At 72.9% G+C, this 16,852-nt stretch carries 12 protein-coding genes; 6 read left to right on the forward strand and 6 right to left on the reverse strand.

Translation table 11 applies throughout. The features are described from left to right. Window positions 1-44 precede the first annotated feature (44 nt). The gene (locus tag IO36_RS00200) at window positions 45-1,577 is read right to left on the reverse strand and encodes a substrate-binding domain-containing protein (protein WP_037614575.1); all 1,533 of its coding nucleotides are present in this window, start codon (window positions 1,575-1,577) and stop codon (window positions 45-47) included. Window positions 1,578-1,694: 117 nt separating this feature from the next. Continuing rightward, a complete protein-coding gene (locus IO36_RS00205; RefSeq protein WP_037614576.1) occupies window positions 1,695-3,767 on the reverse strand; it encodes a serine/threonine-protein kinase in 2,073 nt (690 codons plus the stop codon). Window positions 3,768-4,088: 321 nt separating this feature from the next. Between IO36_RS00205 and IO36_RS00210 the strand changes: the two genes are divergently transcribed. The 3 genes from IO36_RS00210 to IO36_RS00220 all read left to right on the forward strand — a co-directional run bounded on the left by IO36_RS00210 (window position 4,089) and on the right by IO36_RS00220 (window position 7,163). Continuing rightward, window positions 4,089-5,444 carry an aspartate aminotransferase family protein gene (locus IO36_RS00210; protein WP_037614578.1) on the forward strand — a complete coding sequence of 452 codons (1,356 nt, stop codon included), beginning with the start codon at window positions 4,089-4,091 and terminating at the stop codon, window positions 5,442-5,444. A 170-nt stretch (window positions 5,445-5,614) separates the two neighbouring features. Beyond that, complete coding sequence (locus IO36_RS00215; RefSeq protein WP_037614579.1) at window positions 5,615-6,310, forward strand: GntR family transcriptional regulator; 696 nt, start codon at window positions 5,615-5,617, stop codon at window positions 6,308-6,310. Window positions 6,311-6,512: 202 nt separating this feature from the next. Further along, entirely contained in the window at window positions 6,513-7,163 is a 651-nt protein-coding gene (locus IO36_RS00220; protein WP_037614583.1) for a hypothetical protein, read from the forward strand. A gap of 253 nt (window positions 7,164-7,416) precedes the next feature. Here the strand turns inward: IO36_RS00220 and IO36_RS00225 are convergent, their stop codons facing one another. Continuing rightward, entirely contained in the window at window positions 7,417-9,234 is a 1,818-nt protein-coding gene (locus IO36_RS00225) for a bifunctional metallophosphatase/5'-nucleotidase (RefSeq protein ID WP_037614587.1), read from the reverse strand. Between the two features lie 285 nt (window positions 9,235-9,519). After that, window positions 9,520-10,803 (reverse strand): adenylosuccinate synthase, encoded by a 1,284-nt coding sequence (locus IO36_RS00230; RefSeq protein ID WP_037614590.1) that lies wholly within the window; start codon window positions 10,801-10,803, stop codon window positions 9,520-9,522. A gap of 196 nt (window positions 10,804-10,999) precedes the next feature. Between IO36_RS00230 and IO36_RS00235 the strand changes: the two genes are divergently transcribed. Next, on the forward strand, window positions 11,000-11,857 hold the full coding sequence (locus IO36_RS00235; protein ID WP_037614592.1) for a diacylglycerol kinase family protein: 858 nt from the start codon (window positions 11,000-11,002) through the stop codon (window positions 11,855-11,857). 10 nt (window positions 11,858-11,867) lie between these two features. Here IO36_RS00235 and IO36_RS00240 read toward each other — a convergent pair whose 3' ends face one another. Further along, the gene (locus IO36_RS00240; protein WP_037614594.1) at window positions 11,868-12,368 is read right to left on the reverse strand and encodes a GbsR/MarR family transcriptional regulator; all 501 of its coding nucleotides are present in this window, start codon (window positions 12,366-12,368) and stop codon (window positions 11,868-11,870) included. Between the two features lie 102 nt (window positions 12,369-12,470). On the opposite strand from IO36_RS00240, the gene IO36_RS00245 reads away from it, so the two are divergent. Together IO36_RS00245 and IO36_RS00250 are read left to right on the forward strand one after the other, a co-directional pair. Next, window positions 12,471-13,484: an ABC transporter ATP-binding protein gene (locus IO36_RS00245; RefSeq protein ID WP_037614596.1), complete on the forward strand. Its 1,014-nt coding sequence runs from the start codon at window positions 12,471-12,473 to the stop codon at window positions 13,482-13,484. Continuing rightward, entirely contained in the window at window positions 13,481-15,103 is a 1,623-nt protein-coding gene (locus IO36_RS00250) for an ABC transporter permease (RefSeq protein ID WP_037614599.1), read from the forward strand. The genes IO36_RS00245 and IO36_RS00250 overlap by 4 nt, the downstream gene beginning before the upstream one ends. A gap of 453 nt (window positions 15,104-15,556) precedes the next feature. Here IO36_RS00250 and IO36_RS00255 read toward each other — a convergent pair whose 3' ends face one another. Next, window positions 15,557-16,777 carry a cytochrome P450 gene (locus IO36_RS00255; protein WP_209441126.1) on the reverse strand — a complete coding sequence of 407 codons (1,221 nt, stop codon included), beginning with the start codon at window positions 16,775-16,777 and terminating at the stop codon, window positions 15,557-15,559. Window positions 16,778-16,852: the final 75 nt, after the last annotated feature.

The following is a 16,852-nucleotide window of genomic DNA, read 5'->3' on the forward strand; positions in this document are numbered from 1 at the left end:
GGCCGGGGGCGCCACCACCTCAACCGCCCGGGGACGCCACCGCCTCAGCCCGCCCCGCAGATCCTCAGCCCCACCGGTGTCCCGCACGGGAGGTGGCCGTGGGTGCGGACGACGTCCTGGCCGCTGCCCCGGCTGATGTAGGAGAGGAAGCTGGAGGCCAGGGAGTCCGCGGGCGGCTGACCGTAGGTGTAGGCGTACTCGATCTCTCGGTACGGGTAGTCCGTGGTGCCGTGCTCCAGGTCATCGACCGAGGCGGCGTGACCGTCGAGACCGATCCGGTGCAGGCCCTCGTGCCCGGTGGCGTCGTTGAGCTCGCTGTACCCGATCGCGCCGGGCAGCCTCGCGACCGTGGCCAGCACCTGGTCCGTGGAGTCGAGTTCGCACCGCACGACCGGTGCCGTCGCGTCGTCCTTGTGGACGCAGTCCAGCGAGGAGTTGGCGATCTCGCCGCGCCCCAGCACCCGGCGCTGGAACACCTGCCGCGTACCGGAGTTGGCGTCCCGGCTGACCAGGAGGACGGGCCGGTCGGGGCCGCCGAGCTCCTTCCAGTTCCGGATGTCGCCGCGGTACAGCCGCCGTACGTCGGTCAGCGACAGGTCGCGGACCGGGACCGCGTCGTTGACGACCAGCGTGAAGACCGACACCGCGACCCGGTTCTCCCGCAGGCGCGGGAAGTCGCCCGGCTTGGGGCCGTCGGAGAACGCGACGAGGGCCGGGGACCCCTTCTTCGACGCCCGCCCCGCCGCGTCGAGTTCGCGCACCCCGGCCGTGCTGCCGTGGGCGTCCACCGTGATCGTGGCGCCCTGGCAGTCGTGCTCGTACTTCGCGGCGAGTTCGCGCGCCACCGGTTCGAAGGCGGTCGAGCCGGTGATGGCCAGCGTGCCGCGCTCGCAGCCGATCGGGGGCGGGGTGCCGTCGCGCAGCACGACGAGCAGGGCGAGCGTGACGACGCACACCGTCAGCAGCACGGTGAACAGCCGCGCGGCCCGGCTGAACAGCGGCGGCTGGTCGTCGGGGGTCGTGCTGCGGTTGGGCCGGACCTCGCCGTCCCGGATGCCGCCGACGATGCGTACCGGGCATCCCACGTCACCACCGGACAGCAGGACGAGCAGCTTGAAGTGCTCGCCCCGGTTGAGCGGGACCCGGGGGATGCGCAGCGTGCCGTTCTCGTAGCTGAGACCGGCGGCCGGGGTGAAGTGGTCCATCAGATGGTCGGTGCCGGGCGGCTGGGTCACCGACACACCGCGGATGGTGCGGTCGGTGAACACCGCTGTCAGACCGTGCCGTTCACGGCTCGTGTAGTCGTCCCCGGCGATGCTCTGCGAGCCGTCGTTCTCGATCCGCAGCAGGACGAGCGTGGCGTCCGACATCCCGGGCGTCTCGTCGAACAGCCCGAGCCGTACGTTCGCGCGCCCCGAGCGGACTCCGTCGCCGATGGGGTTGTCCATCTGCACGCGGTAGCCGACGGTCTTGCGGCGCGGCACCCTCCGCTCGTACCAGACCATCACGGCGGAGGAGACGACACCGATGACGGCGGTCCCGACGGCCACGACGTTCTCTGCGCTCAGCCACTCCACGTGAGCCACTCCCCCGAGCACTGCCCTGCGGTGCGGTCACCGTACGGCCCCGGCCGGGAACGGCCCACATACGGGAGGTGAACTTCGACGGCCGTGCGCGGGCACGGCCGCCGGCGCTCAGCCGCTCCGCGTGTAGGTCAGCTCGGCCTCGGCGGCCGAGCCGGTCTTGGCCCGCCGCAGCCGGCCGTCCGGCAGCAGCGTGACCTCGGAGGACGCACCCGGCTTGCAGGACGGCGGCGCGCCGACGGTGACCTGGGACGGGCCGATCTCCAGCGGCCCGCTCGCCCCCGGGGCCGCGGAGAGGGCCGCCTCGAAGACGCAGTGGTAGCTGCTGCCGTCCGCCGTGACCGTCAGCACGGTGTCCCCGACCTCGCCCTGCTGGATGGTCATCCGGCGGGTGTGGTGACCCGACTCGTTGTCGATGACCGCGTCCCAGGTGCCGAGGAACGCCTGCGGGATCGTGCCGCCCGGCGTCGTCACGGGGCTCGGGGAGCCCGCGGGGGTGGTGACCGGCGGCTGCGACGTGGTCTGGTCCGGTGTCGCCCGGTCCGAGGCCGACGTGGACGACTTGGGGTCGTCCTGGCCTCCCCCGCCGCCCTTGCCGTTGAGCAGCGCGAACACGCTGCCGCCCGCGCCGAGCGCGACGACCAGGGCCACGACGACGAGGAGCGCGGTGGAACGGCCGTTGCGCCGCGCCGGCTCCGGGCCGAGCGGGACCACACCGGGACCGTACGGCGGGGTCGGGCCGTAGGGCGGGGTCGCGCCGCCGGGACCGTACGGGTTGGCGGCGACGCCCGGCCCGTACGGGGGCGTCGCACCGTAGGGGGGCGGGGTCGCGCCGTGGGGCGGAGGGGTCGCGCCCCAGCCGGCCTGCGGATAGCCGTACGCGGGGTGGGCCGGGCCCTGGCCGGGGACCCCCGGGTGCTGCGGCGGGTAGCCGTAGGCCGGATGCGGGCCGGCCGGCGCCGGGGGCGGGGTCTGGCCCTGGCCCGCGACCACCGTCGGGAGGTGGTTCACCGGGCCCGGCTGCCCGGGGGCGGGCGGGGCCGGCGAACCCTCGGCGGGCGCGTGCTCCGGGGACGCCTCGGCGGACGCGGCCGGCGCCGAGGACGAGGCGGAGGGCGTCGAGGAGGAGGCGGAGGACGAGGAGGCGGGGGCGGCGGACGGCGGCTTGGAGAAGTCCGGGGTGGCCGCCGCCGGGGGTCCCGGCGGCAGGGCGGGCAGCGCGCCGGGCGCCGGGGCGCCGGGCGGGAGCCGCGGCGGTCCCTGGTCGGGGTTCTCCGTGTCGAGCAGCTTCACCGCGTGCCGGCCGAGCTGGGCGACCAGCGAGCCGGGCAGCCAGGGATCGAGGGTGCGTCCCTCCGCGACCGTGTCCTCGGCGCCCGTGCGCTCCAGGATCTCCTCGAGGGACGGCCGGGCCGCGGGATCCTTGCGCAGACAGTCCCGCACCAGGTCGGCGAGCCCCTCGGGCACCCCCGTCAGATCCGGGTCCTCCTGCGCGATGCGGAACATCATGGCGTGCACACCGCTGTTGGCCGCGCCGAACGGAAGGGTCCCGGTGGCCGCGTACGACAGGACCGAGCCGAGGCAGAAGACGTCGCACGCGGGCGTGACCCGGTCGCCGCGGACCTGCTCGGGAGCCATGAACCCGGGGGAGCCGACGAGTGCCCCGGTGTGGGTCAGACCGCCGTCGGTCACCGTCTCCAGCGCCCGGGCGATGCCGAAGTCGATGACGCGCGGGCCGTCGATGGTGACGAGGACGTTGGAGGGCTTGAGGTCGCGGTGGATGAGGCCCGCCGCGTGGATGTCCGCCAGCGCGTGCGCGAGGCCCGCGGCGAGGATGCGCACGGAACGCTCGGGCAGGGCGCCGTGGTCGCGCCCGACGACGGCCTGCAGCGAGGGACCGGCGACATAGCCGGTGGCCACCCACGGGATCGGGGCCTCGGTGTCCGCGTCCAGGACGGGCGCGGTCCACAGCCCGCCGACCCGCCGGGCGGCCCGCACCTCCTGACGGAAGCGGGCCCGGAACTCCTCCTGCTCCGCGAGTTCGGGCCGGACGAGCTTGACCGCTACGGTGCGCCCCCGGTCGGACCGCGCGAGATAGACGTGGCCCATCCCTCCGGCGCCGAGCCGCGCCAGCAGCCGGTACGCCCCGATCTCCTGCGGATCCCCCGCCCCCAGCTTCTCCATGGCAGTGCCCACCCTCCCCCATATGTGTGCAACAGACCGAGGATAGTGCGCTGTGCGGGGGAGGCGGGCGGGGCGGTGTCCACGGTTCCGTCACGACCGGTGCCGTTTTGGTAACGGGCGCCGCCGCCGTCCCCTGCGCCCCCGGCGGGGGTCACGCCGAGCGGGCACCTGGCGTGCGCTCCGGCGCGCGCGGCGGCGGTGCGCGCCCTGGCCGAGCCCGACGGCGCCCCGGCCAAGCCCGACAGACTGTCGCGGAAAGCCCCCGACCGCAGACAGGACGCCGATATCGCGCCCGGTCCGGTGACACCTACGCTTCGCCGCATGACCCCTCAGCCCAACCCCCAGGCCGGCGCCGCCGTGAAGGCCGCGGACCGCGCGCACGTTTTCCACTCATGGTCCGCGCAGGAGCTCATCGACCCGCTCGCCGTCGCCGGCGCGGAGGGGTCGTACTTCTGGGACTACGAAGGCAGGCGCTACCTGGACTTCACCAGTGGGCTCGTCTTCACCAACATCGGCTACCAGCACCCGAAGGTCGTCGCCGCGATCCAGGAGCAGGCCGCGACCCTGTCCACGTTCGCGCCCGCCTTCGCGGTCGAGGCGCGTTCCGAGGCGGCCCGGCTGATCGCCGAGCGGACCCCGGGCGACCTGGACAAGATCTTCTTCACCAACGGCGGCGCGGAGGCCGTCGAGAACGCCACGCGCATGGCCCGGCTGCACACCGGCCGTCCGAAGGTGCTCTCCGCCTACCGCTCGTACCACGGCGCCACCTCCACGGCGATCAACCTCACCGGTGACCCGCGGCGCTGGCCGAACGACATCGGCGCGGCCGGTGTCGTGCACTTCTGGGCGCCGTTCCTGTACCGCAGCCCCTTCCACTCCGACAGCGAGCAGCAGGAGTGCGAGCGCGCGCTCCAGCACCTGGAGGACACGATCGCCTTCGAGGGCCCCGCGACGATCGCGGCCCTCATCCTGGAGACGATCCCGGGCACCGCGGGCATCATGACGCCGCCGCCCGGCTACCTCGCCGGCGTGCGGGAGATCTGCGACCGGTACGGGATCGTCTTCGTCCTGGACGAGGTCATGGCCGGGTTCGGCCGGACCGGCAAGTGGTTCGCGGCGGACCACTACGAGGTGGTGCCGGACCTGATGACCTTCGCCAAGGGCGTGAACTCCGGCTATGTGCCGCTGGGCGGTGTGGCGATCTCCGGCGCCATCGCCGAGACCTTCGCCCGGCGGCCCTACCCGGGCGGGCTGACCTACTCCGGGCACCCGCTGGCCTGCGCCGCCGCCGTCGCGACGATCAACGTGATGGAGGAGGAGGGGATCGTCGGCCAGGCGGCCGCGATCGGCGAGACCGTCCTCGGCCCGGGGCTGCGCGCGCTGGCCGAGCGGCACCCCAGTGTCGGCGAGGTCCGCGGCACGGGCGTCTTCTGGGCGCTGGAGCTGGTGAGGAACCGGGAGACCCGGGAGCCGCTGGTCCCGTACAACGCCGCGGGCGAGGCGAACGCGCCGATGGCGGCGTTCGGCGCGGCCGCCAAGGCGCGGGGTCTGTGGCCCTTCATCAACATGAACCGCACCCATGTCGTCCCGCCCTGCAACATCACCGAGGCCGAGGCCAAGGAGGGTCTGGCGGCCCTGGACGAGGCGCTGTCGGTGGCGGACGAGCACACGGTGTGAGGCCGTAGGGGTCCGCGCCCCGTGGGGGCCGGCCGCGCCGAGGTCCCGCGCCCCTTCGGGGGTGCCGGGCCGTCGGCCGGCCGGCCCCCACGGCGTATGGTGGCCTGCTCGTGGAGATACGCGAGTAGACACACGCACCCACCCACACGACGGGGAGTGAGACCACCACCATGGCCGGGACCGGCGGCAGCGGCGCCGTAACACGCAGCACCCTGCGGCAGCAGATCGCGGACGCGCTCCGTGACGAGGTGCTCGGGGGCCGTCTCCGGCCGGGCCAGGAGTTCACGGTGAAGGAGATCGCCGAGCAGTACGGCGTCTCGGCCACCCCGGTCCGCGAGGCCCTGGTCGACCTGTCGGCCCAGGGGCTGCTGGACGCCGACCAGCACCGCGGCTTCCGTGTCCACGAGTACTCCGGTGCCGACTACCGGGGCATGATCGAGGCACGCAGCCTGATCACCGAGGGCATGTTCCAGCACCTCGTGGCCAGCGGGATGCCGCAGGCCGACGACCCCGGCGCGCTCGCCGCCCTCGCGGCCGTACGGCGCCGCGGCGAGGAGGCCCAGCGCGCGGCCACCGCCGGCGACCTGAACATCCTCATCGGCTACGACCTGCGCTACTGGCGCGAGCTGAGCAACCTGTTCGGCAACAGCTATCTCGCCGACTTCCTGCACCGGATGCGGGTCCAGTCGTGGGTCTGCACGGTCCAGCACCTGCGTCACGTCTCCGACCTCAGGGGCCATCTGTGGTCCGGCCACACCCAGCTCGTGGACGCGCTGGCGCGCCGCGACGCCGACGGGGCGCGGGCGATCGTGACGGCGTACAACGAGCACGCGCTCACCCTGATCGAGCGTCTCGACGCCCCCTGAGCCGCGAGCCCGGGAACGGACCGCACGTGTCCGGTGTTTGAGGACACCGCGCCGGGGCGATCGGGGGGATGGGGGCGCGGCCCGGGGGCGACCGGCCCGGCCACCCGCGGGCCCACTTGCGCACCGGCCTCTTCACAGGACCGCCCTGCGCATTACGCTGCCCTGACCACCCTGCACCCCAAGGAGCAAGAGGAGCCGTCTGTTGGCCTGTGACCTGTGGTTGGTCCCGCTCGTCGACGTGCTGTGCCACACCCCCGACAACCCCTTCGCCGAGGAACTCGCGCTCTACGACAAGGTGCTCGCCGAGGCCGGACTCCCGCCGGTGCCGGTGTACGCGTACATGCCCGGCCTGTCGGGCGACGTGGCCCCGGTCGCCGGTTTCGACTACGACGCGCTGCACTTCCTGCGCCGCGCCTATCTGCTCCAGATGTGCGGGCTCGCGGTGGCGCCGGTCGACGAACTCGGCGGTGACTACGAGCAGTTGCTGGAGATGTTCGAGACGAACGCCCAGCAGTCCCATCTGGTCTGGCACTACGACCACGCGGGCGCCTACCTCCCGGTGGAGTTCCCGCACCCGCTGGCCAACGACGAACTCCTCGCGGGCGGAGGGCCGCTGGGCTCGTCCCAGGCGCTCCTGCGGGAACTCGAGTTCGTGGCACCCTCGATCGGTATCGACCCGGCCAACCCCCCGGCGCCGCCGCAGCCCCCGAGCGCCCCGACGGAGCTGGAGGAGCCCGCCGCTCCGGCCCCCTACGACTCCAGCCCGTTCGCCCGCGAGCGCCATGTGTGGCTCGGCCTGCACGCGGCCGCGACCCGGAGCCTCGCCCAGGGCTCGATGATCGTGTTCAGCTGATCCGGACGTCGCCCGGTGCGGGGCACGCTCCCGTGGCCCCGCACCCCGGTCCGGCTCTCGGCCGAGCCGGGACAGCCCCTTCTGGAGATCGTCCGGATTCCCCCCGTCCCCTGCCCACTCCGGAGTCCGGGGCGGGCAGGGGCACCGGACCCGGCAGCGCGGGGAGGCGGCACGGGCACGGCGGCATCGGGGCGGTGGTGCGGACACGGCGAACATCGGGACGATGGCGCGGGGGCGGTGACGCAGGGGCGGGTCAGAAGACGGGCGTGCCGTCCTGCGTCAGCCTCCAGTTGGCGACGGCGAAGTCGGCCGGGTCCAGAGTGCCCTTGGACGTCACGTAGTCGATCATCAGCTGGCGGATCTCGTTGGTGGAGCTGTACGCGATGTCGGCGGCCGCGATGTGCGGGTAGCCGCTGCCGCCGTTGGCCCGGTAGTTGTTGACGGCGACGACAAAGACCTGGCCGTCGGCGACCGGGGCGCCGCCGTAGGAGAGGTTCTTGATCCGTGATCCCTCCGGCTGCGCGATGTCGATCTCGTACGAGACGCCCGCCGCCGTGTCGTACATGTAGTCCCAGAAGCTGTTGGCGTTGGTGAGGGTGGCGGTGTCCACCGCCGTGCCGGAGGGGACCTGGTGGTAGTACTTCGCCGCGTACTCCAGGTAGTCCTTGAGCTGGGCGCCCGTGAGCTTCTTGCCGTACAGGGTGTTGTCGTAGATGTAGAGCCCGGCGACGTCGCGGATGGTCACGTCGCCCCGGGGGATGTCGGCGGTGCGGCTGAAGGGCGCGGCGACGGAGATCAGGGGCAGGGCCGCGTCGGCCGTGGACAGGCCGGTGGCGACGGCGGCCATCTGGACCTGGTGGATGAAGTCCATGACGGGGACGTCCTTCCAGCACGCCTCCGCCGCCGAGAGGTCGGCGGTGCAGGTGCCGACCGGCGTGTTGACGTACTTCACCACCAGGTCGTGGTCCGCCTTGAGCAGCCGGGTGATCTCGGCGTCCTCCTGGACGGCGTTGGTGTTGAGGGTCTGCGCCTTGGTGCTCGTCACTTTCCACTGGCCGCGGACGAGTTCGAGCTCGAAGTCGAAGACGGTCAGCCGCATGCCGTAGCAGTAGGGCTCGGACAGGACGACGTCCTTGCCCGTCTCGGTGTTGGTGACCGTGTACGAGGAGACCTCGGTGTGGGTGTGGCCCACGAGGATCGCGTCGATGCCGGGGACCTGCTGGGCGACGAGGTTGGAGGCGTTCTCCACGTACGGGAGCTCGCTGCCGTACGACGAACTGCCGTCCAGGCCCGAGTGGTCGGTGAGGAACACGACGTCGCAGCCGAGCGCGCGCATCCTCGGCACGTACTTCCTCGCCTGCTCGACCAGCCCGGTGAACGCCATCTTCCCGGCGACGTTGTCCTTGTCCCACAGGGCGATCCCGGGGTTGGTCAGACCGAGGATGCCGACCTTGATGTCCGGTGCGCCGGGGACCCGGATCCGCTTCACGGTGTACGGGCGGAAGGCGGGACGCAGGGTCTTCGCGTCCAGGGCGTTCGCGCCGAGCAGCGGGAAGTGGCACTGCCGCTCGAATCTGCGCAGCGTCTCGATGCCGTAGTTGAACTCGTGGTTGCCCAGCGCGGCGGCGTCGTAGCGCATGGCGTTCATCGCGATCGCCATCGGGTGCACCGGACCGCGCTTGCCGTCGGCGCCGACGATGGGGTCGACCCGTGCGTAGTAGTAGGCCAGCGAGGTGCCCTGGATGATGTCGCCGGCGTCGACGAGCAGGACCCGGTCCTCGCCCTTGGCGGCCCGCTGCTGCTCGACGAGGGTCGCCACGCGCGCGACGCCGACCGAGTTGCCCTTGGCGTCCTTGTACGCCGCGTCCGTGTAGTAGTCCCAGTCGAAGACGTGGCTGTGCAGGTCGGTGGTGCCCAGGATCGAGAACGACCAGGTGCGCGGCGGCTTGTGGGGCCCCCGGTCCGCGGCCTGCGCCGGGGCCGCCGCGACCGTGCCGGCTGCGGCGACGGCCGCACCGGTGACGGCCGACTTCTTCACGAACTCCCGGCGGTTCAGGGGAGGGAGGGGCATACGGGCTCCTGGGACTGGGGTGGCGGGGGGGACGCGCCGTGCGGGCCGTACGGGCCGCGCGGGACTACACGCGTAGAGCGTGGTCGTCCGCTCGCGCCTCCGGAACCAGGAGGAGCCCATCTCCCGGTCAATTAAAGGTCAGTTCGCGATGCCGGTGCGCGCCAGTGCGCGCTTGTGCGTGCTGGTGCGTGCCGAGGAACGGGAAACGGGTGTGCCCCCGGCCGACGGCCGGGGGCACACCCGTTGGAACCTGCTGCGCCGGAACCCGTCCGGACGCGCTCCGGACTAGATGAACGAGTTGATCTCGATCGTCTCGGTGCGGCCCGGGCCGACGCCGATCGCGGAGATCGGGGCGCCCGACATCTCCTCCAGCGCCTTGACGTAGGCCTGCGCGTTCTTCGGGAGGTCACCGAAGGTCTTCGCCTTGGTGATGTCCTCCGACCAGCCGGGCAGGGTCTCGTAGACCGGCTTCGCGTGGTGGAAGTCGGTCTGGGAGTACGGGAGTTCCTCGACGCGCTTGCCGTCGATCTCGTACGCCACGCAGACCGGGATCTCCTCCCAGCCGGTCAGGACGTCCAGCTTGGTGAGGAAGAAGTCGGTCAGGCCGTTCACGCGGGTCGCGTAGCGGGCGATGACCGCGTCGAACCAGCCGCAGCGCCGGTCACGGCCGGTCGTCACACCGCGCTCGCCGCCGATGCGCCGCAGCGCCTCGCCGTCCGCGTCGAACAGCTCGGTCGGGAACGGACCCGAGCCGACCCGGGTGGTGTACGCCTTGAGGATGCCGATGACCCGGCTGATCTTGGTCGGGCCGACGCCGGCACCCGTGCAGGCGCCGCCCGCGGTCGGGTTCGACGACGTCACGAACGGATAGGTGCCGTGGTCGATGTCCAGGAGCGTGCCCTGGCCGCCCTCGAAGAGCACGACCTTGTCCTGCTCCAGCGCCTGGTTGAGGATCAGCACGGTGTCCGCGACGTACGGCTCGAGCCGGTCCGCGTAGCCCAGCAGCTCCTCGACGACCTGGCTCGCCTCGATGGCGCGACGGTTGTAGAGCTTGGTGAGCAGCTGGTTCTTGACCTCCAGGGCCGCCTCGACCTTCTGGGTGAGGATCGACTCGTCGTAGAGGTCCTGGACGCGGATGCCCACGCGGTTGATCTTGTCCGCGTATGTCGGACCGATTCCGCGCCCGGTGGTGCCGATCTTCCGCTTTCCGAGGAAGCGTTCCGTCACCTTGTCGACAGTGACGTTGTAAGGCGTGATGATGTGAGCGTTTCCGCTGATCAGCAGCTTGGAGGTGTCGACGCCGCGCTCGTTGAGTCCGTTCAGCTCGGAGAACAGGACGGACGGGTCGACGACGACTCCGTTTCCGATCACCGGAGTGCACTCCGGCGTGAGGATTCCGGAAGGGAGGAGGTGGAGGGCGTATTTCTGATCGCCCACGACTACCGTGTGGCCGGCGTTGTTGCCGCCCTGGTAGCGCACCACATAGTCCACGGATCCACCGAGCAGGTCGGTGGCCTTTCCCTTGCCTTCGTCACCCCACTGAGCACCGAGCAGCACAAGTGCGGGCACAGGCGTACACCCCTTCCGGGCGGGGCATGTCCAAGGTCGGGGACGTACGCGGCCGTGGCTACGGCTGCGCACACCGGCGACCACCATTGGCCGCGACCGTCGGACCGGATGCCCCGGAATAGACGAAGCCCCTGGCGCAAAGGCGCAAGGGGCTCTTGCAGAAAGATGCTACCCGAGGAAGCGAGGCAGGACCGAGGTGGCGGCTTCCGACCAGCTCCTGGTGGTCATCGACCCGGTCGCCCGGCGGACGGACGGCGAGTCCGTCCGGATCGCGAAAGACGTGCTCAGCGCAGGTGCGGCGACCAAGGTGTGCCTCCCGGAGGGGCCCGAGGAATTCGCCCGGGCGCTGATCCGCCGGGGTGCCCGCCGCCCCGTGGTCATCGGTGACGACGGAGCCCTGCTGCGGGCGGTGTCCCTGCTGCACCGGCGGCGGGAACTCGCGGCCTGCGCGCTGTCCTTCGTGCCCGTGGGCGGCGCGGGGTCGCTGTCCGGTGCGCTCGGCGTGCCGACGGGTGCCGTCGCGGCGGCCAGGGCGGTCCTGGAGGGGGCCGAACGGCGGCTCGACCTGCTCGTGGACGACAGCGACGGCGTGGTCCTCGGCGCGCTGAGCATCCCGTCGCTGCCGGCCCGGCCGTCCGCTCCGGTCCCCGCGGGAGTGTCCGGGCAGGCGGAGGGCGGCCATCCGTGGCTGCGCACCTGCCAGTCCCTGGTGCGGACCCTCGCCTCGCGGCCCTCCCGGCTCGCCGCGGCGCCCGCGACCGGCCCCTCCCGGCTGCGGATCGAGGTCGACGGGGTGTGCGTGGTGGATCTGGACCAGCCCGTGGAGGCCGTGTCCGTGACCCCGGGCGCGTCGGGAACGGGCGCCGAGATCGAGGTCCGCGCGGTGTCCGCGGCGGCCGGGTCCTCGCCCCTGCGGCTGCTCGGCCACAAGGTCACCGTCTCCGGCTCCGACTTCCGCTACCGCGCGGACTCCGTGGTGAGCGGCCCGGTCCGGACCCGGACGTGGACCGTACGGGAGTCGGCCTGGAGCCTGACGCTTCCGGCGGCGACCTGAGGCGGGGGCGTCAGGCGTCGTCGCCGAACAGGGTTTCCCGGTGGGCGCGCCAGCGTTCCATCATCGCGGCGACCTCGCCGTCGACGAACTCGAAGAACGCGAGGGTCTCGGAGAGCCTCCGGCCGGCCGGGGTCGCGGAACCGAGGGAGTCGACACCGGCGCGCAGGGCCCCCTCCCAGCGCTTGATCACGGCGTCGCGGTTGGTCAGCGCCTCGTACCACTGGTTGCTGTGCACGCGGTAGCGCTCGCGCCGTGAGCCGGGTTCCCGCTCGCGGCCCACCATGTGCTGCTGGGCGAGGTAGCGCACCGCGCCGGAGACGGCGGCGGGGCTGACCTGCAGCTGTTCGCCGAGTTCGGCGGAGGTCAGGGCGCCGGAGTCGGAGGCCAGCAGGGCGGCGAAGACACGGGCGGGCATCCGCTGCATCCCGGCCTCGACGAGCTGGGCCGCGAAGCCCTCGACGAACTGCGAGACCGCCTCCGGGTCCCGCTCTCCCGTACGCGCTTCCGCCATCTGCCGATCATCTCCCCTGCTCAGGCGTCGCCGTCGAGTGTATCGAGGATTTATACGTTTCCTTAACTTCACAAATTTCTGAAGGAAGCGTACGTTCGGGCCATGACGAAGGCAATCAGCGTCGCCGGACTGCACAAGTCGTTCGGCAGGACGCACGCACTGGACGGCCTGGACCTGGAGGTCGCGGCCGGTGAGGTGCACGGCTTCCTCGGGCCCAACGGCTCGGGCAAGTCCACCACCATCCGGGTCCTGCTGGGCCTGCTGCGCGCCGACGCGGGCACGGCCCGGATGCTGGACATGGACCCCTGGGCGGACGCGGTCGAACTGCACCGCCGGGTCGCCTACGTCCCCGGCGACGTCACCCTGTGGCGCAACCTCTCCGGCGGCGAGGTCATCGACCTCTACGGCCGGCTGCACGACGGGGGCCGCTCCCGGCGCGGCGGAGCGGGCGGAGGACCGGGCGGCGGGCGGACCGGCGGCCTCGACCCGGCACGGCGCGCCGACCTGATCGAGCGCTTCGAACTGGACCCCACCAAGAAGGGGCGCACCTACTCGAAGGGCAACCGCCAGAAGGTCGCCCTCGTCGCCGCCTTCGCCTCCGACGTCGACGTGCTCATCCTGGACGAGCCGACCTCGGGCCTCGACCCGCTGATGGAAGAGGTCTTCCAGAGTTGCGTCCGCGAGGAACGCGACCGGGGCCGCACGATCCTGCTGTCCTCGCACATCCTGAGCGAGGTCGAGGAACTCTGCGACCGCGTCAGCATCATCCGGGGCGGCCGGACCGTCGAGAGCGGCACCCTCGCCGACCTGCGCCACCTCACCCGGACCAGCGTCACCGCCGAGCTCGCCGGCCCGCCGAACGGACTGGCGTCACTGCCCGGCGTCCACGGCCTCGACGTCCAGGAGGCCGGGGTCCGGCACGACGGCGTCCGCTGCAAGGTCCGGTTCCAGGCCGACACCGACCGGCTGGACGCCGTCCTCAGGTCGCTGACCGACTCCGGCGTACGGTCCCTGACCTCGACCCCGCCGACCCTGGAGGAGCTGTTCCTGCGCCACTACCAGGACGAGGACCGGCCCGGCCCGGCCGACGGAAATGGGAAGACGGTGGCCCGATGACCGCCACGACCGCTCCGGCGCCCGGCGCCTTCGCCGCACGCGCCGGGGGCTCCCGTCCGCTGGCCGGCACCGGAACCCTGCTGCGCTTCGCACTGCGCCGCGACCGCGTGACGATGCCGCTGTGGGTCGGCGTCATCGCGCTGATGGTGCTCTCCCTGCCGGCCTCGCTGAAGTCCGTCTACAGCACCCCGGCCGAACGCGCCGACCTGGCCCGGCAGATGCTCGCCAACAGTTCGCTGCGCGCCACCTACGGACCGGTCTTCGGCGACTCGCTCGGCGGGCTCACCGCCTGGCGCATCGGCGGCTACGCGGGCGTGCTCGCCGCCGTCATGAGCCTGATCGTCGTCGTCCGGCACACCCGGGACGAGGAGGAGAGCGGGCGGCAGGAGCTCGTCTCCGCCGCGATGGTCGGGCGGCGCGCCCCGCTGACCGCCGCCCTGCTCGCGGCGCTCGTCGCCAACGGCGTCCTCACCGTGCTCGTCGCGGGCGGCCTCGCCGGCCAGGGCGCCTCCGGGGCCCTGGCGCTGGGGCTCGCGATCGGCGCGACGGGAATGGTCTTCGCGACCATGGCCGCGATCGTCGCCCAGTTCACCCAGAGCGCGCGGCTCGCCAAGGGGCTGACGGGCGGCCTCGTCGGCGCCGCCTTCGTCCTCAGGGCCGCGGGCGACTCCGCGACCGACGACGGCTCGTCGGTGCTGACCTGGCTCTCGCCGGTCGGCTGGCTGGAGAACGTCCGCGCCTTCGCGGACGAACGCTGGTGGGTCCTGCTGCTGTTCGCCGCGGCCGTCGCCGCCCAGGGCGCCGTCGCCTACGTGCTGGCCGGGCGCCGCGACATGGGCATGAGCTTCCTGCCCACCCGGCCGGGTCCCGCGACCGGCCGCCTCGGCACCGCCGGAGCACTGGCCTGGCGGCTCCAGCGCGGCGCGGTCCTCGGCTGGAGCCTCGGCTTCCTCGCGGCCGGCGCCGCGTTCGGCGGCATCACGAAGGGGGCCGCGGATCTGGTCGGCGGCAACGCCAAGACCCGGGAGATCATCGAGCGGATGGGCGGGCAGGCCGGGATCACCGACGCGTTCCTGGCCACGATGGTGAGCATGCTGGGCATGGTCGCCGCCCTCTACGTCGTCTCCTCCGTCCTCAGGCTGCACGGCGAGGAGACCTCGCAGCGCGCCGAGCCCCTGCTCGCGGCCGCCGTCGGCCGGCTGCGCTGGGCGGGCGGGCACCTCGTCCTCGCCTTCGGCGGCACGGTCCTGATCATGCTGCTCGGCGGTCTCGGCCTCGCGCTCGGCTACGGCGCCGAGTACGGCGCCGTCCTCGGCGCCTGTCTGGTCCAGGTCCCGGCGGTGTGGACCCTCGGCGGGCTCGCCGTCCTGCTGTACGGCCTCTCGCCCCGGATCGCCCCCGGTGCCTGGGCCGCGGCGGGCCTGGCCCTGCTCCTCGGCTGGATCGGCCCCGCCCTCGACCTCCCCCAGCCCGTCATGGACCTCTCGCCCTTCGGTCATCTGCCGAGGCTGCCGGGCGGCACGATGACCTGGACACCGGTCGTCGTCCTCACCGCGCTCGCGGTGGCCCTGACGGCGGCGGGCCTGACAGCCCTGCGCCGCCGCGACCTGGCGACATGAGCGAAGCCCGCCCGGCGCTGCGGCCACTGCCGCTGCCGCTGCCGCCGGGCGGGTGCGGTCGCGGGCCCGGACTCGGACGCGGGCCCGGATCCGGACCCGGGCCCGGACCCGGACCTGGGGACCCGGAAACCCGGGGAGGCCCGGGGCCTCGGGTGCAGTGAGCGCCCTGGGCCGGACGAGGCGAGCGCCCCGGGCCGGGCAGGGTGGGTGCCTGCGGCGCGGGTGCGGTGAGCACCCTCGGCCCGGGCGCGATGAGTGCCCGCAGCGCGGGTGCGGCGAGCGTCCACGGCCCAGGTGCGGTGAGCGTCCACGGCCCAGGCGTGGTGAGCACCCCCGGCCCGGGCGCGGTGAGCGTAAACGGCCCAGGTGCGGCGAGCACCCCCGGCCCGGGCGCGGCGAGCGTCCACGGCCCGGGCGCGGTGAGCACCCCCGGCCCGGGCGCGGTGAGCGTCCTCAGATCTCGACCGGCAGGCCCTCCAGGCCGCGGATCACGAAGTTCGGCTTGCGGACGGGCTCCTCGGCGAGCCGCAGACCCGGCGCCTTCGTCAGCAGCGCGCCCATGGACGCGGCCAGTTCGATCCGGGCCAGCGGGGCGCCGATGCAGTAGTGGATGCCCGCGCTGAAGGAGATGTGCGGGTTCTCGGCCCGGGACAGGTCCAGCGTGTCCGGGGCCGCGAACACCTCGGCGTCACGGTTGGCGGAGCCGAAGAGCAGCGCGATCTCCGCACCCCGCGGCACGGTCGTCCCGTCGATCTCGATCTCGTCCAGCACCCAGCGCTCGAACATCTGGAGCGGGGTGTCGTAGCGCATCAGCTCCTCCACCGCGGTGGGGATCAGCGCGTGGTCCGCGCGCAGCCTCGCCAGCTGCTCCGGGTGCCGGAACAGGGTCCACCAGCCCGTCACGGTGGCGTTGACCGTGGCCTCGTGCCCGGCGTTCAGCAGCAGCACGCAGGTGGAGATCATCTCCTGCTCGGTGAGCCGGTCGCCCTCGTCGTGCGCCGCGATGAGCCCGGAGATCAGATCGTCCCCCGGCTCCTTGCGGCGCGCCTCGATCAGCCCGCGCAGATACTCGGTGAACTCGACCGAGGCCCGCACCGCCTTGTGTGCCACGTCCTCCGACGGGTTCAGCTCGTACATCCCGCAGATGTCCGCCGACCAGGGCCTCAGCGGCGCCCGCTCGGACTCCGGGACGCCCAGCATCTCCGCGATCACCGACACCGGCAGCGGCTCCGCCACGTCCGTCAGCAGATCCCCGCCGCCCGCCTCCACCAGCCGGTCGACCAGCTCACCGGCCAGCCCCTCCACGTACGGCTTCAGCCGCTCCACCGTGCGGGGGGTGAACGCCTTGGAGACCAGCCGCCGGATCCGGGTGTGGTCCGGGGGCTCCAGATCGAGCATCCCGTGGTCGTTGAGCACATGGAACGGCTCGTGCTCCGGCGGCGGCGCGGTCCGCCCGAAGTCCTCGTGCGTGAACCGGTGCTGGTACGTCCGGCCCAGCCTGCGGTCCCGCAGCAGGGCCGACACGTCACCGTGGTGCGGCACCAGCCACTGGTTCGTCGGCTCGTAGTAGTGCACCCGGCCCCGGGAGCGCAGTTCCTCGTACGCCGGGTACGGGTCCGCCAGGAACCCCGGATCCCACGGGTCGAAGGCCCGCGAACTCTCCATAGCTGCCATGAACGGACGCTAGCCCGGCCCACCCCCCGCTGACCAGGGCCGACCCGCACCACGAGCTGCCGGATACCGTCGGCC

This window comes from Streptomyces aureus, assembly GCF_000725495.1.
GTDB lineage: Bacteria > Actinomycetota > Actinomycetes > Streptomycetales > Streptomycetaceae > Streptomyces > Streptomyces aureus_B.